19 protein-coding genes and 1 tRNA gene are annotated in these 22,255 nt (G+C 45.0%); 16 read left to right on the plus strand and 4 right to left on the minus strand.

Annotation, left to right across the window (positions count from 1 at the left end):
• Positions 1–41 precede the first annotated feature (41 nt).
• Positions 42–117 (plus strand) — tRNA-Gly (locus tag AB4209_RS20455).
• Between the two features lie 611 nt (positions 118–728).
• Here AB4209_RS20455 and queG read toward each other — a convergent pair.
• Positions 729–1,907 (minus strand): tRNA epoxyqueuosine(34) reductase QueG, encoded by a 1,179-nt coding sequence (gene queG / locus AB4209_RS20460; protein WP_017059922.1) that lies wholly within the window; start codon positions 1,905–1,907, stop codon positions 729–731.
• A gap of 240 nt (positions 1,908–2,147) precedes the next feature.
• Between queG and tsaE the strand changes: the two genes are divergently transcribed.
• The 8 genes from tsaE (at position 2,148) to hflC (ending at position 11,694) form a co-directional block, all read left to right on the plus strand.
• Complete coding sequence (tsaE, locus tag AB4209_RS20465) at positions 2,148–2,612, plus strand: tRNA (adenosine(37)-N6)-threonylcarbamoyltransferase complex ATPase subunit type 1 TsaE (protein WP_004735870.1); 465 nt, start codon at positions 2,148–2,150, stop codon at positions 2,610–2,612.
• Entirely contained in the window at positions 2,606–4,321 is a 1,716-nt protein-coding gene (locus AB4209_RS20470) for an N-acetylmuramoyl-L-alanine amidase (RefSeq protein WP_017067933.1), read from the plus strand. The genes tsaE and AB4209_RS20470 overlap by 7 nt, the downstream gene beginning before the upstream one ends.
• Positions 4,322–4,423: 102 nt before the next feature.
• Positions 4,424–6,646, plus strand: a complete 2,223-nt coding sequence (mutL, locus tag AB4209_RS20475; RefSeq protein ID WP_372057154.1) for a DNA mismatch repair endonuclease MutL — start codon at positions 4,424–4,426, stop codon at positions 6,644–6,646.
• Between the two features lie 97 nt (positions 6,647–6,743).
• Positions 6,744–7,676, plus strand: a complete 933-nt coding sequence (miaA, locus tag AB4209_RS20480) for a tRNA (adenosine(37)-N6)-dimethylallyltransferase MiaA (RefSeq protein WP_372057156.1) — start codon at positions 6,744–6,746, stop codon at positions 7,674–7,676.
• Positions 7,677–7,868: 192 nt separating this feature from the next.
• Positions 7,869–8,132 carry an RNA chaperone Hfq gene (gene hfq, locus AB4209_RS20485; protein WP_017059927.1) on the plus strand — a complete coding sequence of 88 codons (264 nt, stop codon included), beginning with the start codon at positions 7,869–7,871 and terminating at the stop codon, positions 8,130–8,132.
• Between the two features lie 44 nt (positions 8,133–8,176).
• On the plus strand, positions 8,177–9,484 hold the full coding sequence (hflX, locus tag AB4209_RS20490; RefSeq protein ID WP_017059928.1) for a ribosome rescue GTPase HflX: 1,308 nt from the start codon (positions 8,177–8,179) through the stop codon (positions 9,482–9,484).
• 27 nt (positions 9,485–9,511) lie between these two features.
• Positions 9,512–10,714 carry an FtsH protease activity modulator HflK gene (gene hflK, locus AB4209_RS20495; RefSeq protein ID WP_017067930.1) on the plus strand — a complete coding sequence of 401 codons (1,203 nt, stop codon included), beginning with the start codon at positions 9,512–9,514 and terminating at the stop codon, positions 10,712–10,714.
• Positions 10,715–10,716: 2 nt separating this feature from the next.
• Positions 10,717–11,694 carry a protease modulator HflC gene (gene hflC, locus AB4209_RS20500; RefSeq protein WP_017059930.1) on the plus strand — a complete coding sequence of 326 codons (978 nt, stop codon included), beginning with the start codon at positions 10,717–10,719 and terminating at the stop codon, positions 11,692–11,694.
• Between the two features lie 189 nt (positions 11,695–11,883).
• On the opposite strand, the gene AB4209_RS20505 is transcribed toward hflC, so the two are convergent.
• Positions 11,884–12,072, minus strand: a complete 189-nt coding sequence (locus tag AB4209_RS20505; protein ID WP_010434105.1) for a DUF2065 domain-containing protein — start codon at positions 12,070–12,072, stop codon at positions 11,884–11,886.
• A gap of 172 nt (positions 12,073–12,244) precedes the next feature.
• Here AB4209_RS20505 and AB4209_RS20510 point away from each other — a divergent pair, with 172 nt between their 5' ends.
• Both AB4209_RS20510 and motX read left to right on the plus strand, forming a co-directional pair.
• On the plus strand, positions 12,245–13,561 hold the full coding sequence (locus AB4209_RS20510) for an adenylosuccinate synthase (RefSeq protein WP_010434108.1): 1,317 nt from the start codon (positions 12,245–12,247) through the stop codon (positions 13,559–13,561).
• A 298-nt stretch (positions 13,562–13,859) separates the two neighbouring features.
• Positions 13,860–14,495, plus strand: coding sequence for a flagellar protein MotX (motX, locus tag AB4209_RS20515; protein WP_372057158.1), 636 nt, complete (start codon positions 13,860–13,862; stop codon positions 14,493–14,495).
• Between the two features lie 128 nt (positions 14,496–14,623).
• On the opposite strand, the gene AB4209_RS20520 is transcribed toward motX, so the two are convergent.
• Positions 14,624–16,033, minus strand: coding sequence for an amidohydrolase (locus AB4209_RS20520; RefSeq protein WP_017063178.1), 1,410 nt, complete (start codon positions 16,031–16,033; stop codon positions 14,624–14,626).
• A 247-nt stretch (positions 16,034–16,280) separates the two neighbouring features.
• Between AB4209_RS20520 and rnr the strand changes: the two genes are divergently transcribed.
• The 5 genes from rnr to rplI all read left to right on the plus strand — a co-directional run bounded on the left by rnr (position 16,281) and on the right by rplI (position 21,183).
• Positions 16,281–18,782 (plus strand): ribonuclease R, encoded by a 2,502-nt coding sequence (gene rnr, locus AB4209_RS20525; protein ID WP_372057160.1) that lies wholly within the window; start codon positions 16,281–16,283, stop codon positions 18,780–18,782.
• A 162-nt stretch (positions 18,783–18,944) separates the two neighbouring features.
• Positions 18,945–19,685, plus strand: a complete 741-nt coding sequence (rlmB, locus tag AB4209_RS20530; protein WP_017063180.1) for a 23S rRNA (guanosine(2251)-2'-O)-methyltransferase RlmB — start codon at positions 18,945–18,947, stop codon at positions 19,683–19,685.
• Between the two features lie 277 nt (positions 19,686–19,962).
• Positions 19,963–20,352: a 30S ribosomal protein S6 gene (gene rpsF / locus AB4209_RS20535; RefSeq protein ID WP_004741278.1), complete on the plus strand. Its 390-nt coding sequence runs from the start codon at positions 19,963–19,965 to the stop codon at positions 20,350–20,352.
• 112 nt (positions 20,353–20,464) lie between these two features.
• Positions 20,465–20,692, plus strand: a complete 228-nt coding sequence (rpsR, locus tag AB4209_RS20540) for a 30S ribosomal protein S18 (RefSeq protein ID WP_000090472.1) — start codon at positions 20,465–20,467, stop codon at positions 20,690–20,692.
• A gap of 38 nt (positions 20,693–20,730) precedes the next feature.
• Positions 20,731–21,183, plus strand: a complete 453-nt coding sequence (gene rplI / locus AB4209_RS20545; protein WP_010434182.1) for a 50S ribosomal protein L9 — start codon at positions 20,731–20,733, stop codon at positions 21,181–21,183.
• Between the two features lie 180 nt (positions 21,184–21,363).
• Here rplI and AB4209_RS20550 read toward each other — a convergent pair whose 3' ends face one another.
• The gene (locus AB4209_RS20550; protein WP_372057162.1) at positions 21,364–22,248 is read right to left on the minus strand and encodes a DUF481 domain-containing protein; all 885 of its coding nucleotides are present in this window, start codon (positions 22,246–22,248) and stop codon (positions 21,364–21,366) included.
• Positions 22,249–22,255 lie beyond the last annotated feature (7 nt).

Here is a 22,255-nt window from a genome sequence, read left to right on the forward strand (position 1 = left end):
CGCAACCACATTACAGTTAAACGCGATAGCGGTTAACTAATGCGATACTAGCTCAGTTGGTAGAGCGCAACCTTGCCAAGGTTGAGGTCATCGGTTCGAACCCGATGTATCGCTCCACTTTCTTCTAAAAAAGCTAATAAGTACTTTAAACCTCTGTGTTTAAAGGCGACCACAAAGGTCACGCTCTTTCTTTAATGCTGCGAAGCATAATCCCCCAAAAAAGCAAATAATCCTCCATCATGGTGGATATTTTTTTGTCTTAAATTTTTCTTAGCAACTGAAATGCTAGTAAACATCAGGTCTCTGAAGCAGACACTTGAGGTTTTTCACATCTATAAACAGACTTATCCACAAAATGTTAGGTGTGGATAACTTGGTTGATAAAGTTGTTTCAGGCTTAATTCTTTACCTATCCCTAAAAGATCTTTCTTGTTTTCAATATATTAGATGAATCGCAGCGATCGTAACTTGTTGTTTTTTATCAAGTTGGATGCCTATCTTGGATTTAATAAAAGATCGTTAACTTGTTGTTTTTTGATCTTAATCATTTATCGGTACTGTGTTTAACTTTGCTCGGGTGTCGGAAGTTTACGAGAGTTCTGAATTTTTTCCACATTGTTAGAATTGAGAACAAGGTCAAACATTGTTCTAAAATTATGTGCAACGAGTTGTCTTAAATATTGGACTATCGATGTGGGTGTCGCTGTCAATCGTTGATACCAAAAGGGCTAGGCGTCTCTTGGTAATCCTTTCTCTACTATACGTATCAGTCTGTGCTTTTTGGTGGAGATTTTGCTGTTACTTTTTTGCACACAGCTATTTTTCTGCGTAGAGCTATCTTCTTGCACACTGCTAGCGTTGGGTAACTGCTGTAGTTGTTTATTCAAAGCCCACTCAATATGCACATCAAGCATTTCGTTTTTGCCTTGATGAGACTCCAGGGTTTCAATAATGCGTTGTTGAAATGGTGCATTGCCCATCGCAACAAAGATATTGCGTAACCACTGGGTGTGGCCGATACGTCTGATTGCTGAGCCTTCCATTTTCTTTAGGAAGGTTGCTTCGTCCCAACTTGAAAGTGAAACCAGATCGGCTTCTTGGAAATCTTCTCTGCGGTGAAAGTCTGTTTGCTCTGTGAGTTCGGCATGACGATTCCACGGGCAAACTAACTGACAATCATCGCAACCGTAGATACGGTTACCAATGGCATCTCTATACTCTTCAGGGATCACACCATCATATTCAATGGTTAAGTACGAAATACATTTGCGCGCATCAACCACGCCATCAGCAATAATGGCACCCGTTGGGCAAGAAGTGATACATGCGGTGCATTTGCCGCACTCATCAACACTGGGTTCATCCGTGGGAAGAGGGATGTTAACTAACAGCTCCCCTAGAAAGAACCAAGAGCCAGCGTCTTTATCAAGAATTAATGAGTGTTTACCTGTCCAGCCCAACCCTGCTTTTTGAGCGAGTGGTCTTTCCAAAATGGGCGCTGAATCGACGAAAGGGCGTGAGTCTAAACCCTCGACCTCTTTTTCAATTCTTTGTCCTAGCTTTTTCAACTGGTTACGGAACAATTTGTGATAGTCGCGGCCTAAAGAATAGCGGCTGATGTAGCCTTGAGTGGTATCGCTTAGGTTAGAGGCGAACTGAGCTTCTGGTGGTAGGTAGTTCATTCGAGCGCTGATCACTCGAATTGTGCCTGGGTGAAGTTCATCAGGACGTGCACGCATCATCCCATGTCGAGCCATCCAATCCATTTCGCCGTGGTTGCCTGCATCTAGCCATGCTTGAAGAGGGGCTTCGTGTTCACTTAAATCAACATCGCAGATGCCAACTTTTTGAAAGCCCAGCTCTTTTCCCCAGATTTTAATTTTTTCAGCAAGATGGTCTAGATTCATGGCTTATTTCTTATTTTCTCTGTTTTACAATTAGAGATAAGGCTAATTAAAATTAGGTTCGGCAAAAATGGGGGCGGATCTTAACGGATCTTAGTGGTGTTGACCAGAACAGACGCGTTTTGAGCAGTATTTTTCATAGAACTTACACTTGAGTGCTTGTCTCCCAAAAGCATCACGGTTTACTATTCTTGTTCTTTTGATTTTTATATAGTCAACGATCGATTTTTAGAGAACGTATTCATGAGCACGAAACAATTTACTTTGAAAGATGAACAAGCAACGATTCAATTAGGAACGGAGCTTTCGAATCTTTGCTCACAGCAGACGACTATTTATCTGCATGGTGATCTTGGCGCAGGCAAAACGACCTTTAGTCGTGGCTTTGTAAAAGCACTTGGCCATCAAGGAAATGTAAAAAGCCCAACGTATACTCTAGTTGAACCTTATCAACTTGCAGATTGGCAGGTGTACCACTTTGACCTTTATCGCCTAGCAGATCCTGAAGAGTTAGAGTTTATGGGAATTCGTGACTATTTTACGCCGGATGCTATCTGTTTGGTTGAGTGGCCTGAGAAAGGTTATGGGATGCTACCAGAAGCCGATTTGGATATTGATATTCGTTACCAAGACGATCACCGTATTGTTTCTTTAACCGCTAATAGTGAATACGGACAGCGCTTACTTAGTCAGTTGGAGTTATGTTGATTTCTAAACGCCTTATTTCAACAGTGGCCATGATGGCTGCTGTTTTTTCTATACTGTTTTCTTCACTTGTTTCTGCAAACTCACTGAAAAGTTTAAGGGTTTGGCCTTCTCCAGAAGAAACTCGTGTGGTTATCGACTTAAAATCAGAAGCGGACTTTAGCTATTTCACCCTGAGTAGCCCGAGTCGCTTAGTGGTTGATTTAAAAAATACCAGTCTTGCGACTAAGTTACCGGTCGAGGTGAAAGACAGCCCTGTTCTATCTAAGATTCGTAAGAGCTCACCGCCAGACAAAAACACCTATCGCTTGGTTTTTGAGTTAAAGAAGTCGTCTAAAGCAGAATTATTCAAACTGAGCCCGACCCCAGGTGGTCAGTATGGACACCGTTTGGTGATCGACTTACCTCATGGTGCGGCAAGTAAAGCGACATCGACACCGAGTAAGCCAACGGTAAGTAAGAACATTAATCAGGTTAAGCGCCAGAAAGATATTCTAATTGTGATTGATCCTGGCCACGGTGGTGAAGACCCAGGTTCGATTGGTCCTACGCGTAAATACGAAAAAGACGCGACTCTGAGTATTTCTAAGAAGTTAGCAGCTCAACTGAATGCGGTCCCGGGGATCAAAACTCGTATGACTCGTAATGCTGATTACTTTGTGAACCTGAATCGACGTGTTGCGATTGCTCGAGAGAATGAAGCTCACCTGTTGATCTCTATTCACGCCGACGCCTTTACGACGCCTCAACCAAGAGGTGGTTCAGTGTTTGTATTGAACACTCGACGCGCAAATACAGAGATCTCTCGTTGGATTGAGAATAAAGAGAAACAGTCTGAATTGCTTGGTGGTAGCGGTGCAGCGTTCACAAGCAATATTGATGATAAGAACGTAAACCAAACCCTGCTTGATTTGCAGTTTAGCCACTCTCAAAAAGAGGGCTACAAACTGGCAACGGCAATTCTGTCTGAAATGGGTAAGGTTGCGAAACTGCACAATAGCAAGCCGATTAACACCAGCTTAGCAGTATTACGTTCACCACAGATCCCATCAGTACTGGTAGAGACAGGTTTTATTTCGAATCCGACGGAAGAGAAGCTTCTTTTCCAACGTTCGCACCAAGATAAATTGGCACGAGCAGTGACTAAAGCGGTGGTTAAGTATTTGAAGGCTAACCCGCCTGAAGGGATTATTTTGTCTAACGCAACGTCATCAACGGGCAGCGTGAGCCAACATAAAGTCTCTCGTGGCGAGTCTTTGTCTGTGATTGCGAGCAAATATGGTACGTCGACACAGACGTTGATGAAGTTCAACAATCTGAAATCGAGCAGCCTAGCAATTGGCCAAGTACTTAAGATTCCAGGCAGTGCTTCAACTTCATCATCAAGCAGTGCGGTTAAAACGAAGACCATCACTCACACGGTTAAGTCTGGAGAGTACCTAGGTAAGATCGCCAGCCGCTATAAAGTGTCGGTGGCTGATATTAAACGTGAGAACCGTTTGAAATCAGAGACGGTGAGAGTAGGCCAAAAGTTACGTATTACGGTTGAAGTTAAAGATGTTCCTCTGCGCAAACACAAAGTTGCAAGAGGTGATTACCTTGGCAAGATAGCTTCGAAATACGGCGTGAGCGTCAACAGCATTCGCCAAGCGAATAAGCTAAGATCTGACAGTCTAGCTATCGGCCAAGTGTTGATTATTCCTCACAAGTAGTCTTGGGAATGCTAAACAGCTTCAGGTATATCAATGATAAAAAATAAGAACTAGTGCAAACGTAGCAGCGTTTCCATCAATGGCAGTAAGGTAGCTATAAATATGACGATCAAAATACTGCCAGCTCGGTTAGCTAACCAAATCGCAGCGGGTGAGGTGGTAGAAAGACCCGCTTCTGTTGTAAAAGAGTTGGTTGAGAACAGTTTGGATTCTGGTGCGACACGTATCGATATTGATATCGAGAAAGGTGGCGCCAAGATGATCCGCGTTCGTGACAATGGTAAAGGCATCGTAAAAGATGAGCTTGCCTTGGCACTGAGTCGTCATGCTACCTCCAAAATCCACACTCTTGATGACCTAGAGGCGATCGTCAGCCTTGGTTTTCGTGGTGAAGCGCTGGCGAGTATTAGCTCGGTTGCGCGCTTGACCATGACTTCACGCCCTGCCACTCAAGATCAAGCTTGGGCAGCACACAGTGAAGGTCGTGATATGCAGGTAAAACTGCAGCCAGCAGCACATCCTATTGGCACTTCGGTTGAGGTGTTGGACCTGTTCTTTAATACGCCAGCACGCCGCAAATTCTTACGCACCGAGAAAACTGAATTCACCCATATTGATGAGTTGCTTAAACGCATCGCATTGAGTCGTTTTGATGTGACGATCAACCTTCGTCATAACGGCAAGATGATTCGTCAGTACCGCGCTGCAAAAACACAAGTTCAAGCAGAAAAGCGAATCGCTGCGGTATGTGGCAATCCTTTTGTTCGCCATATGCTTAAAATCGAACTTGAGCATCAAGGCCTAAAACTTCATGGCTGGATCACCACGCCAGAAGGAGCAAGACAACAAAGCGACCTGCAATACTGCTATGTGAATGGTCGTATGATGCGTGACAAGCTGATCAATCATGCGATTCGTCAAAGCTACGAAACCAGCCTGCGTCCAGACCAATTCGCGACGTATGTGTTGTTCATTGAACTCGACCCACATCAGGTGGACGTGAATGTCCACCCTGCAAAACATGAAGTGCGTTTTCATCAAGCGCGCCTTGTGCATGACTTTATTTACCAAGCATTGAGTGATGGTTTAGCACAGAGCAAGCAGATCGATGCTGCACCAATCAATCAGTCGGCTTTTCATCAGTCAGAAGTGATTCATCATCAGCAAGATAGTACGAGCTCTGCAGTTGATGGTGTTGCAAGTTTCGCTGAGCCAGAAAGCGTAATGCCTAGCAGTTCGGATCAAACCCAAGTTTCGGATAGGGTGCGACACGCTATTGAGCAAACGCCTGCCTACCCGAGAAAAGCAGAATCAGAGCACGCTTTTGATAATCCTCAACACAGTGTTAATGATGGTGGGCGACACTATGTTTCATCAATTAGCCCAAGCTCATCAACCAGTCCAAGTTCATCTGCTGGCCGAAGCTCGGCTACTAGTGACAGCAGTTTTACCGGTTCCTCTCGCCAAGAGTGGATAGAGTCTCGACCTGAACCTAAAAAAGAGAAAGAGCCACACCAACATCATGGTGAACCCGCGCCATCTAAGCGAGAAGTGAAAGCCTATAAAGAGCTTCTGAAAACGCCAGATTTTGATGAGCAAGTTGTACAGCCTTCACTTTCTCAAGAGCATGTGGCACCAGTAGAAACCAGAGACAACTTAGAAAATAAAGAAAATAAAGAAAATAAAGAAAATAAAGAAAATAAGCCTGCTCAACAGAATCCTGTTCATTTAAAGCCAAGAGCACCTGTAACGGACTTGGGCAAAGCGGTCTCGATTGTGGAACGTCAGTATCTGGTAATGGGCAATAAGAACGGCAGTGTGCTGGTTTCCTTGGCTAAGGCTGAGTTATTGCGTGTTGTTGGTCAGCTTGATACTCGAGGTGGTGCGTTAAAAAGCCAACCGTTATTGGTTCCGTTATCTATCAAGCTTGGTAGCGAGCTGGTTGAGGTGGCGAAGGCGCTAAGTCCAACATTGGCATTACTGGGGATTGAGCTTAAGGCGCGAAACAGCGAGGCGGTAATGGTGATGGGCGTGCCTTCTCCTTTAAGGCAGCAAAACTTACAAATTTTGATCCCAGATCTGTTATCTTACGCGGCTTCAATAAATGCCCAGGGTGCAGTGAAGCAACCTAATGACATGTTGTCAGCTTTGGTTAACTGGATCGGGATTCAAACCGCACAAGTAAAAAGCGACTACACTTTATCTGAAGCGGTTCAACTAGTTGGGGAACTAGAACAACTTTGGCATGGTCTACTTCCATTAGATGATCCAGAGTTTGTTAATCCTATCGACTTTTCAGCGACTATAGCCGCGTTTACGGTTTAATTTTTTCGCGACGACCTTTGTCTTTTTAGCTGAATACGTCGCGACACAAAGCCCTTTGCTAAAAAGCGCTAAAACAGAGAAGCAAATACAAAATATCATGACTGAAAAATTACCTTTAGCGTTGTTTTTAATGGGCCCAACGGCGTCAGGAAAAACAGATTTAGCTATCCGCTTACGTCAGAAATACCCTGTAGAGATCATCAGCGTCGATTCGGCATTGATCTACAAAGACATGGATATTGGTACCGCTAAACCGGATGCGGAAGAGCTTGAGCTCGCGCCTCATCGCTTGATTGATATTTTGGATCCAAGCGAAGCGTATTCTGCGGCAGATTTTCGTCGTGATGCGATCAATGAAATGAATAAGATTGTAGCGGAAGGCAAAATCCCGTTACTTGTTGGTGGCACAATGCTGTACTACAAAGCATTGTTGGAAGGTTTATCGCCATTACCAGCCGCGGATCAAGAGATTCGTAAGCAGATTGAAGCGGAATCTATCGAACAAGGTTGGCAGGCATTGCACGATCAATTAAGAGAGATAGATCCCGTATCCGCTGAAAGAATACACCCAAATGATCCACAAAGGCTTTCAAGGGCATTGGAAGTTTACCGAATTTCGGGTAAAACATTAACAGAGCTAACTCAAACGAAAGGCGATAGCCTGCCATTTCGTGTAAAACAATTTGCAATAGTTCCCAAGGAAAGGACTGAACTCCATCGCCGCATTGAGCTGCGTTTCGAGAAGATGATAGAAGCTGGGTTTGAAGATGAAATGAAGGCGTTGTACGCCAGAGAAGATCTTCACCCTGAACTGCCATCGATCCGATGCGTTGGTTATAGGCAGATGTGGGATTATTTAGACGGTAATTGTGATTTAGACGAAGCGGTTTTCCGTGGTGTCTGTGCAACCCGTCAGTTGGCCAAGCGACAAATCACCTGGTTGCGCAGTTGGGATGATTTAACTTGGTTAGATAGCGAAAACATTGATCAAGCGTTAGAAACTCTTTCAGATGCAATAGCATCTGATTAGTATTGCTGTGTATAATGTGATCGCTTTTGCGTGAATATACTCTGGAAAGGATCCGTTATTGAGGCTTTTAAAAATCACAGCCTTTCAATAACAACGGAGTTTTTTTATTCATTTAGCTCAGATGCAAAGGCCGCACCTTTTTGTGCACCACTAGCTAAATAATTACAACAAAATACAAATAAGGAAAATAAAATGGCTAAGGGGCAATCGCTACAAGACCCATTCCTAAATGCACTCCGTCGTGAGCGCATTCCAGTCTCTATCTATCTTGTTAACGGCATTAAGCTGCAAGGTCAGATCGAGTCTTTCGATCAATTCGTGATCTTATTGAAGAACACAGTAAACCAAATGGTTTACAAGCATGCGATTTCTACTGTGGTACCTGCTCGCGCAGTTAGTCACCACAGCGGCGAGCAACGCACGCCATCTGATCGTCCAGAGAAGACTGAAGATTAATCGTTCAATTTGTACAGCTTGCGCTGTAATAAGGAGTTGGTTGCTTGTTTGACCGTTATGAATCCGGCGAGCGAGCCGTACTTGTTCATATCAACTTCACGCAAGAGGGAGAATGGGAAGATCTAAGCGAATGTGAAATGCTGGTCTCCTCAGCGGGGGTAGAAACGCTACAAGTGATTACTGGTAGCCGACAATCCCCACTCCCTAAATACTACGTTGGAGAAGGTAAAGCCCTAGAAATCGCACAAGCTGTTCAGCTGACCGGTGCTGAAATTGTGATTTTTAACCACTCCCTCTCTCCTGCCCAAGAGCGCAACCTCGAGCAATTGTGTAAATGTCGTGTGATTGATCGCACGGGTTTGATCTTAGATATTTTTGCACAACGTGCGCGAACTCATGAAGGTAAGCTACAAGTTGAGCTCGCTCAGCTTCGTCATATCTCTACCCGATTGATTCGTGGTTGGACTCACCTTGAAAGGCAGAAAGGTGGTATTGGTCTTCGTGGTCCAGGTGAAACTCAACTGGAAACCGATCGACGTTTGTTGCGTGACCGTATAAAGGCAATACTACGTCGTTTAGCGAAAGTTGCTAAACAGCGTGAACAAGGACGACGTGCTCGTAATCGAGCTGAAATCCCAACAATTTCTTTGGTTGGTTATACCAACGCAGGGAAATCAACACTTTTCAATCGCATCACAAGTGCTGGTGTTTATGCGGCAGACCAACTGTTTGCAACCCTAGACCCAACACTACGTAAGATTGATTTGGCAGATGTCGGGCCTGCAATTCTCGCAGATACCGTAGGTTTTATCCGTCATCTACCACACGACTTGGTCGCTGCGTTCAAGGCAACATTACAAGAGACGCAGGAAGCTGACATTTTGTTACATGTTGTTGATGCCAGTGATGACCGTTTTCGTGAGAACATTCAGGCTGTTCATGAAGTATTAGAAGAAATCGATGCTCATGAAGTGCCAACCCTTGTAGTCATGAACAAAATTGACTGCATGGAAGACCAAAAACCTCGAATTGAAAGAGACGAAGAGGGCGCACCTCGCGCTGTTTGGGTTTCTGCAATGGAAGGAGAAGGTATTGAACTGCTGTTTGAAGCTTTAACTGAGCGTTTAGCTAGCCAGATGGTTCAATTCCGGTTGTGTATTCCACATCAACATCAGGGCCGTATTCGCAGCTTATTCTTCGAGATGAAATGTATTCAACAGGAAGAGTATGATGAAAATGGTAACTTGTTGATAGATATCCGAATGCAACAAATAGATTGGTCTAAACTTGAAAAAAGAGAAGGGGCGCTCTTAGGTGACTTTATCGTTACCAAAGAGACTGCTACAGTATAACGTCATATCAAATGATGGAGCTTTCTAATGGCGTGGAATGAGCCTGGAAATAACAACAACGGCGATAATAACGGCCGCGATAATGACCCTTGGGGTAATAAAAATAATCGCGGCGGCCGAGATCAAGGACCGCCAGATCTAGACGAAGTGTTTAGTAAACTAAGTCAAAAGTTAGGTGGCAAGTTTGGTAAAAAAGGTGGCAACGGCAACGGACCATCTATTGGTGGTGGCGGTGCAATTGGCTTTGGTGTCATTGCCGTTATTGCTATTGCTATCTGGTTCTTCGCTGGTTTCTACACCGTTGGCGAAGCAGAAAGAGCAGTAGTACTTCGACTGGGTCAGTTCGACCGTATCGAAGAACCTGGTCTTAACTGGCACCCACGCTTCATCGATGAAATCAGTGATGAGCAACTAGTAAACGTTCAAGCGATTCGTTCTCTACGTGCTGCTGGCACGATGCTAACGAAAGATGAAAACGTTGTGACCGTTGAAATGGGTGTTCAATACCGTGTTTCTGACCCATACAAGTACTTGTATCGTGTAACGAATGCAGACGACAGTTTACGCCAAGCAACCGATTCCGCGCTTCGTGCGGTAATTGGTGACTCACTAATGGATAGTATCCTGACAAGTGGTCGTCAGCAGATTCGTCAAAGCACTCAAGAAACGTTGAACCGTATTATTGATAGCTACGATATGGGTATTCTGATTGTTGATGTGAACTTCCAGTCAGCACGTCCACCTGAGCAAGTGAAAGATGCATTTGATGATGCTATCGCGGCTCGTGAGGATGAAGAGCGTTTCGAGCGTGAAGCTGAAGCTTACCGAAATGACATTCTTCCAAAAGCAACAGGTCGTGCTGAGCGTTTGAAGAAAGAAGCGGTGGGTTACTCAGAGCGCACAGTTAATGGTGCTCTAGGTCAAGTTGCTCAATTCGAGAAACTGCTACCTGAATACCAAGCTGCTCCTGAAGTAACACGTAACCGTATGTACCTAGATACAATGGAAAAAGTGTACTCAAGCACATCGAAAGTCCTGATTGATTCTGAATCAAGCGGTAACTTGCTATACCTACCAATTGATAAGCTAGGCGCACAAGGTGGTTCTCAGTCGGGCTCTCGCCCTGCAAAAGCATCATCAACTTACGATCAAATTGAGTTAGAAACTCAAGCGGATCCAAAGCCTAGCACTCAAACTCGTTCAGACAGTTCACGCCAAGGGAGATACTAATAATGCGTAAATTAATGATCCCTGTATTAGTTGTGACGATTGCCCTTCTATTGATGTCAGTGTTTGTGATTCAAGAAGGTGAGCGTGGCATGGTAATTCGTTTTGGTCGAGTTCTCGATGACAACGGCGTATCACGAATCTATGAACCAGGTCTGCACTTTAAACTACCGATGTTTGATCGCGTAAAAGTACTTGATGCTCGTATTCAAACGATGGATGGCCGTTCTGACCGTTTCGTAACATCAGAGAAAAAAGACGTTCTAATTGATACTTACGCAAAATGGCGTATTGCTGATTTTGGACGTTTCTATCTGAGTACCGGTGGCGGTAATATCATGACGGCAGAAGCACTTCTTGAGCGTAAAGTGACAGATGTTCTTCGTTCTGAAATTGGTTCTCGTGAAATTAAGCAGATCGTATCAGGCCCTCGTAATAAGGACATCCTGCCAGACTCTGCTGATAGCGAAGTCGTCACAACGGTAGCGGCTGCAGAAGCACTAGAAGTTGATGGCGAACGCGATAAGATCATGGAAAACGTTTTGTCTGGAACGGCAGAAAGTGCGATGGCTGATTTAGGTGTTGAAGTTGTTGACTTTCGAATGAAGAAGATTAACCTTCCTGACGAAATCAGTGAATCTATCTACCGCCGTATGCGTGCAGAGCGTGAGTCGGTTGCTCGTAGACACCGTTCACAGGGTCGTGAGAAAGCGGAAGTTATCCGTGCTCAAGCTGAGCTAGAAGTGGCAACAGTTCTTGCTGAAGCTGACCGTACAGCTCGAATCACTCGTGGTGATGCGGATGCAGAAGCAGCGAAAATCTACTCTGATGCGTTCAGCAAAGATCCTGAGTTCTACGGCTTCATGCGTTCATTGCAAGCTTATGAGACATCATTTAGCGATAAGAGCGACATTCTAGTACTGGATCCGAAGACTGACTTCTTCCAATACATGAATCAAGCAAGCGGCGCTCCAGCAAAATAAGCTGATGCGTTAGCGAATGCTTAGCTTAATAAGCAAAATACGTTAAAACTTAAAAGGCTCCCATTGTGGGAGCCTTTTTGTTTTCTATGACTTCTTTCAGGAGGAGACATGTTTGTGGATTCACTATTGGGGCGCGAGGGAAGGCGCTTAACAGAGTGGTACTTATAAACAGATTAGTACTTATAGAAACTAACGGTAGGTCATGAAAGCGATAACCGCTCCTGCCACCACAAGACAGCCTCCAATGCGGCGCAGTTGCGTGTCTGGTTGCTCGCTCAGTTGCGCGACCATGTTTCTCCAGCCATTGGGTGCAATCAAGGGGCCGAGCCCTTCCACAATAAGTACGAGCCCAATAGCGAGCCAAATTGATTGAGACATGGTTCTGCCTTTTGTCTGTAAAAAAGCAATGATATCAGTATCTTTACACATCTGCCCCCAGTTATGGCTGGTTTATTTTTGTACAGCGTTAACGTTTATGAACAAAAAGTGACTGCAAGAAGTGTGATTCAGTGCTAGAATCCATTTTTAATTAGCAACAGAAATTGGAAAGATGGGAAATAACGTAGTCGTTCTAGGCACCCAATGGGGTGATGAAGGTAAAGGTAAAATCGTTGACCTTTTAACTGAAGATGCAAAATACGTGGTTCGCTACCAAGGCGGTCACAATGCAGGTCACACACTTGTAATTGACGGTGAAAAAACCGTTCTTCACTTAATTCCATCAGGCATCCTACGTAATAACGTTAAATGTGTTATTGGTAACGGTGTAGTATTATCGCCTGACGCACTTCTAAAAGAAATGAAGCCTCTTGAAGATCGCGGTATTCCAGTACGTGAACGTCTTTTCATCTCTGAAGCTTGTCCTCTAATTCTTCCGTACCACATTGCAATCGACAACGCGCGTGAAATCGCTCGTGGCGCTAAAGCTATCGGTACAACGGGTCGTGGTATCGGTCCTGCTTACGAAGATAAAGTTGCTCGTCGCGGTCTACGCGTTGGCGACCTTTTCGATAAAGAAGCATTTGCTGAGAAGCTAAAAGAAGTGATGGAATTCCACAACTTCCAACTAGAGCACTTCTACAAAGCTGAAACAGTAAGCTACGAAGAAGTTCTTGAGCAAGCGATGAGCTACGCAGACATGTTAACTGCGATGGTTATCGACGTAACTGACGAACTAGACGCAGCACGTAAGCGCGGCGACAAGATCATGTTCGAAGGTGCTCAAGGTACGCTACTAGATATCGACCACGGTACTTACCCATACGTAACGTCTTCTAACACGACTGCTGGTGGTGTTGCTGCAGGTTCTGGTTTCGGTCCTCGTCACATCGGTTACATCCTTGGTATTACTAAGGCTTACTGTACTCGTGTTGGTTCAGGTCCATTCCCTACTGAGCTATACGATGGCCTTGAGAAGCAAGACCCAGTTGGTAAACACCTAGGCGATGTTGGTCACGAGTTTGGCGCAACAACTGGTCGTCTACGTCGTACTGGTTGGTTCGATGCTGTTGCTATGCGTCGTGCAATCCAAATCAACTCTCTATCTGGTATGTGTCTAACTAAACTAGACGTTCTAGATGGCCTAGAAGAACTAAAAATCTGTACTGGTTACAAGATGAAAGATGGTTCTATCCTAGAAGTTTCTCCAATGGCTGCTGAGTCATTCGAAGAAGCGACGCCAATCTACGAAACAATGCCTGGTTGGTCTGAAAACACATTTGGTGCTAAATCTATCGACGCGCTTCCACAAGCTGCTCTAGATTACATCAAGCGTATCGAAGACCTAACTGGCGTTCCAATTGATATCGTATCAACTGGCCCAGATCGTAACGAAACTATCATCAAGGTTCACCCATACGGCGCATAATGCCTGCTGAGTGATTACCAGGCACGAACAGTGCTTTGATAATAAAATAGTTTTCTAAAAGCCGACTTTATTAAGTCGGCTTTTTAATACCTGCAATTTAGCCGTTCACTCTTTGATGGTGATCTTTTAAGCGTCATCAGGCAAAATATTGCCCATTAGCGGCAAGTTTTGTCTAAAGCCGTCGGGGTTATTGCCGATACAGATATCATGGAAAGTGAAGTTCACCCTGTTTTGTGCGTGTAGAAATCCTCTGCACCCCTCAATAGATAACTTTAGCGACAGATAATAGAGTGCAGGTATGAAGCTACGAATTGTGGCAGCTTCATTAATAATGGCGCTGAGCTCACCCTTGAGTCATGCTAATTTGGCTGATGTGGGAGAGCCCGTTCCAATATATACAGAAGCTGAACTGATTAATTTAATCGAAAATAATCAACATCTAGAGCGAGTGAAAGCTGATAAGTGCCAGTTAGTTGAAGATATCGTTGCTCGTGCAACGCGTATTAGCTTGCCTTCTTATGAGTTTTTATACGGTGATATGTTGGCTTGGGGTGTGTGTGTTCCACAAGATGAAGAGCTTGGCCTTTACTATATGGAAAACGCGGCACATCAAGGTTTACCCGCTGCATTAGAGCAGTTAGGTCGTTATTACTCTCGTGGTACTTTGGTACAACAAGATCAAGAGCGTGCGATTCCGTATCTACGTGAAGCGGCCTCTATGGGCAACTTAAGTGCGAGCATTCACTTAGCGGAACTCTTGTTACGTGACTACGGTAGCCCATTGGATTATGAAGATGCTTACCGTTGGTTGTATAACTCGGTAACCGCAGATCAAAGACAACACAGACGTATCACTGTGCTTCGTAGCGGCCTGGAACAGAGAATGCCAGACAATATTATTGCTCGAGCAAAACGTCGAGACGTGTTCTGGTAATACCGAGCAAGAAGCCTGTAATGATCCCTGCACTTATTGTTACAGGAAACAAGACTTAAAAAGCCCCGCCTAATTTAGTTAGTGCGGGGCTTTTTACGTTTAGGAGGTCATGCTATTCGATTGCGAGTTTATTGAACCACCTCACCAGACTCAATCACCGTTTCACGAACAACCTTGGTGAAATCGAGTGCTTCTTGACGAATCTTATCTTCGTCTACCGTTAGCATGTCGCGATCTTGCATGATGATCTTGCCATCAACGATGGAGTGACGAACATTGCCTGAGTTAGCTGAGTACACCAGTGCTGAGTATGGGTTGTAGACTGGAACCATGTTTGGCGCCTTAGTATCGATCACTATGATGTCAGCCAGTTTGCCTGCTTCAAGAGAGCCGATCTTATCTTCCATGTGCAGCGCTTTTGCTGCACCCATGGTCGCCATGTCGATCACTTTGATCGGCGGCATCGCAGCACGATCTTTGTTAACTAACTTGTGAACCTTAGCGACTTGGTTGAATTCATCAATGGTGCTCAGTGTGTTACCAGACATTGGGCCATCAGTACCTAAACCGATACGCACGTTTTCGTCATACATCTTAAGCGCAGGTGATACGCCTTTTGCTGACTTGATGTTAGCACTCATGTTATGAGCCACGCCCATATCCGATTTCTTCACCAGTTCGATATCATGATCGTCAACAAGGATCATGTGTGCACCCACCAAGTTCTTGTTGAGTGCGCCAATGCTGTCCATGTATTGAACCGGGGACAATCCATCAGAACGCTCTGCGATTTTCTCTTCTTCACGGTGTGATTCTGCAAGGTGAATCATTACTGGAACATCTAACTCTAGGGAGAGCTTAGATATTTTCTGCAGGATCTCTGTGGTGTTGGTGTAAGGCGCATGCGGTGCAAACGCTGGTGTGATTCGCGGGTGATCTTTGTATTCTTCAATGAAGTTCAACGCGTACTTAATGCCTTCTTCGGCGTTGGCCGCATCGGCTACAGGGAACTTAATCACCGTTTCACCTAGGATGGCACGCATACCGATCTTATCGACGGTTTTTGCGACTTCATCTTCGAAGTAGTACATGTCGGCGTAAGTGGTCACACCGCCTTTCACCATTTCAACGTTACCTAGGTTGGCACCAATGCGTACCATGTCTCGCGATACTAGCTTCTTCTCTAGCGGGAAGATGTAGCGGTGTAGGCGATCTGGCACATCATCGGCCAACGAACGAAAAACTGTCATTGATACATGAGTATGAGTATTGATGAGACCCGGCATAACGATATCGCCATCAACGTCTAACACTTGCTTAGCTTGGTACTGCTTTTCTAGTGAAGCATCACCAACCGCAATGATTTTGTTGTCTTTGACGACAACAGTACCGCTTTCATAAACCGTTTTGTCTTGGTTCATGGTTAGAACCATCGCATCGGTAATCATCAGGTCAGCCTTTTCCATTGCCGAACTTGCGAATGGGAACAGCGCTAGGCTCGCCATAGCTGAAGCCAATAAAGTGCGTTTTAGTTTCATATCATACCCAGAACAGGAGTTGGTAAAGTGCGTGGATAATAGTGTATTTCATTCATGGCGCAAACGTTTGTTTTATCGTTTGCTTGAAATTTTGATGATAATCTACGTCTATGAAGCGATGTTTCACAAAGTGAAGATATGTATCAATCTGAGGTTATTTGAGTGTTTTCTAAAGCATATCTGTAGCTTACCCCTAGCATCAGATATACTAGGGGTATATACCTTCCTTGCTTAAGCAGGCCCGCCTATGTCAAAAAACACACCAACGTCAGAAAATACGACAGCGACAACCACTGTTGATCCTTTTGCCGACCGAGAGTCGAAAAATTACGATAACCCAGTACCAAGCCGAGAGTTCATTATTTCGTTTCTAACAGACGCGAATATTCCGATGAACCGCAACGATCTATTCGAAGCTTTGGGTCTTGCTGGAGAGGAACAATATGAAGGGCTGCGTCGTCGTTTGCGTGCAATGGAGCGTGATGGACAGCTTATCTTTACTCGTCGTCAGTGCTACGCATTGCCTGAGAAGATGGAACTGATCAAAGGCTATGTGATTGGTCATAAAGACGGTCATGGTTGGGTTCGCCCAGACGGCAGTGTGGGTAAAGACAATGATATCGTGCTGCCGCATCATCAGATGAAAACCATCATGCACGGTGATTACGTATTGGTTCAGCCTACTGACAACAGTAAACGTGGTCGTCGTGAAGGTCGTTTGGTTCGTGTTCTTGAAGAGCGCAAAACGCCACTTGTTGGTCGCTTCTTCCTAGAATATGGCCATTCTTACGTGGTTGCTGATGATTCGCGTATTAGTCACGACATCCAGATCCCTACTGAGCATAAAGGCGGTGCTCGAATGGGTAATGTGGTTGTGATTGAAATTACGGATCGTGGTGGTCGTTCTCGTAACATGATGGGTAAAGTGACCGAAGTTCTTGGTGAAAACATGGCTCCGGGTATGGAAACGCAGATTGCGATCCGTACTCACCAGATCCCACAAGAGTGGCCTGAAGCGGTAGATAAGCAAATCGAAAACCTAGGTGAGCATGTTCCTGAAGAAGCAAAAGAAGGACGTGTAGACCTGCGTAAACTGCCATTGGTTACCATTGATGGTGAAGATGCGCGTGACTTCGATGATGCGGTTTACTGTGAAGCGAAGAAAGGCGGCGGCTGGCGTCTATGGGTAGCGATTGCTGACGTAAGTTACTACGTTCGCCCAGATACAGCGCTAGACAAAGAAGCGATTAACCGTGGTAACTCGGTATACTTCCCGTCACAAGTCGTGCCAATGCTGCCAGAAGTGCTTTCAAATGGTTTGTGTTCATTGAACCCTCAGGTAGACCGTTTATGTATGGTGTGTGAGATGACTATCTCAGACAAAGGTAAACTGTCAGGCTACAAGCACTACGAAGCGGTAATGAATTCTCATGCTCGTCTTACTTATAACAAAGTAGGCGCGATCTTAGATGGCAATGAAGAATTACGTGAGCGTTACGAACCTGAAGTACCACATCTTGAAGAGCTTCATAAGATGTATAAGGTGCTTAAGAAAACGCGTGACGAACGTGGTGCGATTGAATTTGAAACGGTAGAAACTAAGTTTATCTTCAATGCGGATCGTAAGATTGACCGTATTGAGCCAGTAATTCGTAACGATGCACACAAGATCATCGAAGAATGTATGATTCTTGCGAATATCGCATCGGCATCTTACGTAGAAAAAGCGAAAGAGCCTGCGCTGTACCGTGTTCACGAAACTCCGGGCGAAGAGCGCTTAATGGGCTTCAAGAGCTTTTTAAGTGAATTAGGTTTAACACTGGAAGGTGGTCTGTCGCCATCACCAGTAGACTATGCACAACTGATGCAACAGATTAATGAACGTGAAGATCGTGAATTAATCCAAACCATGCTGCTACGCTCAATGAAGCAAGCGGTATACAACGCGGATAACGCGGGTCACTTTGGTTTAGCTCTTAAACGCTATGCTCACTTTACCTCGCCAATTCGTCGTTACCCAGATTTGCTATTGCACCGTGCGATTAAGTACCTTATTGCGAAAGAAGAAGGTCGTAACAGCGAACGTTGGACGCCAACTGGTGGTTACCACTACACTTTCGATGATATGGACTTCTACGGCGAGCAGTGTTCAATGACTGAACGTCGTGCTGATGACGCAACGCGTGAAGTAAACGACTGGTTGAAGTGTGAATACATGCAAGACCATGTCGGTGAGGTGATGGATGGTGTGATTGCCAACGTGACTGGTTTTGGCTTCTTTGTTCGTCTAACTGAACTGCACATTGATGGCTTGGTACACATCTCAGCGCTAGCGAATGATTACTACCAATTTGATGCTGTTGGTCAGCGTCTAGTGGGTGAAAGCTCAGGTAATATCTACCGCTTGGGTGATTCGGTTAAAGTGAAGGTTTCTGCGGTTAATTTAGAAACTCGCCAAATCGACTTTGACTTAGAAGACACTGATCGTCAGCCGCGTGGCAAAGGCAAAACAGCCAAGAAGCGTGCAGCAGAAGCGATGAAAAAGGCGAAAAGCAAGAAGCGCTCAGCAGTGAAGAGTAATAAGCCAGGTGTATCAGCGAAGCCTATGGTTGAGCCAACTAAGCGACCTGACGGAAGCAGCGAAGGCCCTGCTAAGAAGAAAAAGCCAGCGAATAAAACCGGTGCTGCTAAAGCTCGCGCTAAGAAAAAGCGTGCTGCAAGCCGTAAGCCAAAGGCTGATAGATCTTAAGGCTAAATAAGGCGCTCTGCTAATCAGGTTTAGCGCCTAACTGATTTAATTTAATGCGAGAGTATCAGGCGTAAGACGCATACTCTCGAAATGAACAACACAGAGGTGGACACATCGGCATTGATGTCATTCATCTCTGAGCAATAAGAGTAAGTTGAGACAATGAGTAACGAATTTATTTACGGTATTCACGCGGTGAAAGCCGTACTAGAAAAAGATCCTGCACGTTTTATCGAAGCGTATGTATTGAAAGGTCGCCAAGACGAGCGTCTTCTTCCATTACTGAACCAACTGCAACAGTTTGGTGTGTCGATTCAACAGATGGGTCGTAAGCCGTTGGATGAAAAAGCACAAGGTGCGAATCACCAAGGTCTTATTGCTAAGGTGAAGCCTGCTAAGCAGCTTAATGAAACTCACCTAGACGATATCCTAGCGCAGCACGAACAGCCTTTGCTGTTAGTTCTAGACGGCGTAACAGACCCTCATAACCTAGGCGCTTGTCTACGTAACGCGGATGCCGCAGGTGTCGCTGCTGTTATCGTACCTAAAGATCGCTCTTCGCCGTTAACAGCAACGGTAAGCAAGGTTGCATGTGGCGCAGCTGAAACGGTTCCTCTCGTGCGCGTAACCAACCTAGCTCGCACAATGCGTGCACTGCAAGAGCAGGGCGTATGGTTTGTGGGTACGGCAGGTGAAGCAACGCATGATATCTATCAAGCGAAGCTAACGGGTCCTCTTGCGGTAGTTATGGGTGCAGAAGGTGACGGTATGCGTCGTTTAACTCGTGAAACTTGCGATGATCTGATTAAGATTCCAATGGCAGGTAGCGTATCGAGCTTAAATGTTTCTGTGGCGTCGGGTATTTGCCTGTTCGAAGCGGTAAGACAGCGTTTAGCTCAGTAATGCGTTAACGCTGCTTTAAGTCTATGAATTTATTAGCGCTCACCACTTGCTGGTGGGCGTTTCTTTTTAGGCTGTTATAGCAAAATCCATCGGTTTGTCGGATGGCTAGATGGCGACAGAAAAACTGTTTCATTATTCACCAAATAGCGCTTGCCAATACCGGGTTCTTTCTATAACATTTGCCGTCCTTAAAACTCGGTCATTTATCTTTAGTTCCTTGCTTCCTCTGGACGACCGGGCCACTCGTGGAAGCTAATAATCCGTAAGGAGCAACCAAATGCGTCATTACGAAATCGTATTCATGGTTCACCCTGATCAAAGCGAGCAAGTTGCTGGCATGATCGAGCGTTACACTGGTTCTATCACTGAAGCTGGCGGTACTATCCACCGTCTAGAAGACTGGGGTCGTCGTCAAATGGCTTACCCAATCAACAAGCTTCACAAAGCTCACTACGTTCTTATGAACGTTGAAGCTGGTCAAGAAGTGATTGACGAGCTAGAAACTGCTTTCCGTTTCAACGATGCAGTTCTACGTAACATGATCATGCGCACTAAAGGCGCTGTGACTGAGCAATCTATTATGCTTAAGCAAAAAGAAGAGCGTGCAGAGCGTGCTCCTCGTCGCGAAGAGCGTACAGAAGCTAAACCAGAAGCAGCTGCTGAGTAATTCTTTTTTGGCTTAACGCCTTAAAAAATTCTCAACTTGTTTTAGGTCATTGATAGTTATTTCGATAATTGTGAAAGACCGCTTTACTAAATTTAAGATCAGGAGATAGCCCATGGCTCGTTTCTTCCGTCGTCGTAAATTCTGCCGTTTCACTGCAGAAGGCGTACAAGAGATTGACTACAAAGACGTAGCAACTCTTAAAAACTACATCACTGAAGCTGGTAAAATCGTACCTAGCCGTATCACTGGTACAAGCGCTAAGTACCAGCGTCAACTAGCTCGCGCTATCAAGCGTTCTCGTTACCTAGCTCTACTACCGTACACTGACAAGCATCAGTAATCGGTAATAGTTAATAATAGTTTAAGAGGACTAAGATAATGCAAGTTATTCTACTTGATAAGATCGGTAACCTAGGTGGCCTTGGCGACCAAGTAAACGTTAAATCTGGTTACGCTCGTAACTTCCTTATCCCACAGGGTAAAGCAGTTATGGCAACTAAAGACAACGTTGCTATGTTCGAAACTCGTCGTGCTGAACTAGAAGCTAAAGTTGCTGAGCAACTAGCTGCTGCTGAAGCTCGTGCAGAGAGCGTTAACACTCTAGAAGGCGTTACAATCGCTTCTAAAGCTGGTGACGAAGGTAAACTATTCGGTTCTATCGGTACTCGTGACATCGCTGACGCTATTACAGCGGCAGGTGTTGCAGTAGCTAAGAGCGAAGTACGCCTACCTGAAGGCGCTCTACGTAACATCGGCGAATTCGAAGTAAGCATCCAACTTCACTCTGAAGTTTTTGCTACTGCGAAAATCGCTATCGTTGCAGCTGAGTAATTTCAGTACCAAGACGAATTCTTTCTTTTGAAAGTTTTAAACACCAGCTTCGGCTGGTGTTTTTTTATGTCTGGAATATAGGAAAGTACAAGGAAGGGCTACAGTAGGTAAAAAGCTTACGGTGATCCATAAGCTGTTATTGCTGAACAAGTTGTTCTCAAGGTTAGAGGTGGCCTAAGATTAGAACTGGAAGAGCAAGTTGATCGATAGAACAGAGTCTTCTTTTCTTAAGCCTTCAGGCACTTTATCGTGGTACTGTCGAGAGTGAGCGATCTTCAGTGCGATATTGTCAGTAATATCGTTGATGGCTTCGAGTTCAGTATCAAACTTTAGGTTACTGTGACCAGAGACAAGCGTCACGTCTGCCTTGAGTTGCAAGTTCTTCAATACCTGCCAAGACGTATTCACGTTGCCACGAAAAATCGCTTCTTCAACAATCTCAGGGAAGATGATGTCATCATCGTCGATCTCATCGAGGTTTGGCTCTTGGTAACGAAAACCTGGGCCCACTTCGACTTCCAATACAAACTCTTCGGTATTCGAAAACTGGTAACCCAGACCACTCGAAATTGTGTAGTCCTTAAAGTAAGCACTGTATCTCGAGTCGACTCCTTTGAAACTGCCGTAAAGGTAGGTTTTAGGGCTTAACTTGTAGTCACTCTGAGCTGAGTAAGTCGATTGCCTTTTATCTTCTTCGCCATCTTTGTAGAGGTTGTAGTATTTCCATTCACCACTGGTTCTATGACGGCCAGCCGTGTACTCACCGTTCAGGCGTGCGTTAAGCGCTCGTGAATCAAAGTTACCAGTATGCGACTGATATCCAAATTCGACTTCCGTTTTTAGCGGGCTCGGCAGTTCTGTATCACTTGTATCACTCGGTGCGATATCCATATCTTTTTCTTCAGGTGTCGGTGCAACGACGATCGGCTCAGCAGTAGGTTCTGAAACTACTATAGAGTCGAGGATTGCATCAACAGAGTCTTTAGCATCATCAGCTAAGGCCATCGGAGCGCTCAGGAGACCAGTGCTTAGAAGACCAGTGCTCAGAGCCAATAATTTGGACACGCATACC

Origin of the sequence: Vibrio sp. 10N.286.48.C11, assembly GCF_041469805.1 — a bacterium.
Classification (GTDB): Bacteria; Pseudomonadota; Gammaproteobacteria; order Enterobacterales; family Vibrionaceae; genus Vibrio; species Vibrio crassostreae_C.

Coding starts and splice junctions, on each gene's coding strand:
- queG (WP_017059922.1), bottom strand. CDS start 1,907: ATGAATCTAGACCATCTTGCTGAAAAAATTAAAATCTGGGGAAAAGAG.
- tsaE (WP_004735870.1), top strand. CDS start 2,148: ATGAGCACGAAACAATTTACTTTGAAAGATGAACAAGCAACGATTCAA.
- AB4209_RS20470 (WP_017067933.1), top strand. CDS start 2,606: ATGTTGATTTCTAAACGCCTTATTTCAACAGTGGCCATGATGGCTGCT.
- mutL (WP_372057154.1), top strand. CDS start 4,424: ATGACGATCAAAATACTGCCAGCTCGGTTAGCTAACCAAATCGCAGCG.
- miaA (WP_372057156.1), top strand. CDS start 6,744: ATGACTGAAAAATTACCTTTAGCGTTGTTTTTAATGGGCCCAACGGCG.
- hfq (WP_017059927.1), top strand. CDS start 7,869: ATGGCTAAGGGGCAATCGCTACAAGACCCATTCCTAAATGCACTCCGT.
- hflK (WP_017067930.1), top strand. CDS start 9,512: ATGGCGTGGAATGAGCCTGGAAATAACAACAACGGCGATAATAACGGC.
- hflC (WP_017059930.1), top strand. CDS start 10,717: ATGCGTAAATTAATGATCCCTGTATTAGTTGTGACGATTGCCCTTCTA.
- AB4209_RS20505 (WP_010434105.1), bottom strand. CDS start 12,072: ATGTCTCAATCAATTTGGCTCGCTATTGGGCTCGTACTTATTGTGGAA.
- AB4209_RS20510 (WP_010434108.1), top strand. CDS start 12,245: ATGGGAAATAACGTAGTCGTTCTAGGCACCCAATGGGGTGATGAAGGT.
- motX (WP_372057158.1), top strand. CDS start 13,860: ATGAAGCTACGAATTGTGGCAGCTTCATTAATAATGGCGCTGAGCTCA.
- AB4209_RS20520 (WP_017063178.1), bottom strand. CDS start 16,033: ATGAAACTAAAACGCACTTTATTGGCTTCAGCTATGGCGAGCCTAGCG.
- rnr (WP_372057160.1), top strand. CDS start 16,281: ATGTCAAAAAACACACCAACGTCAGAAAATACGACAGCGACAACCACT.
- rlmB (WP_017063180.1), top strand. CDS start 18,945: ATGAGTAACGAATTTATTTACGGTATTCACGCGGTGAAAGCCGTACTA.
- rpsF (WP_004741278.1), top strand. CDS start 19,963: ATGCGTCATTACGAAATCGTATTCATGGTTCACCCTGATCAAAGCGAG.
- rpsR (WP_000090472.1), top strand. CDS start 20,465: ATGGCTCGTTTCTTCCGTCGTCGTAAATTCTGCCGTTTCACTGCAGAA.
- rplI (WP_010434182.1), top strand. CDS start 20,731: ATGCAAGTTATTCTACTTGATAAGATCGGTAACCTAGGTGGCCTTGGC.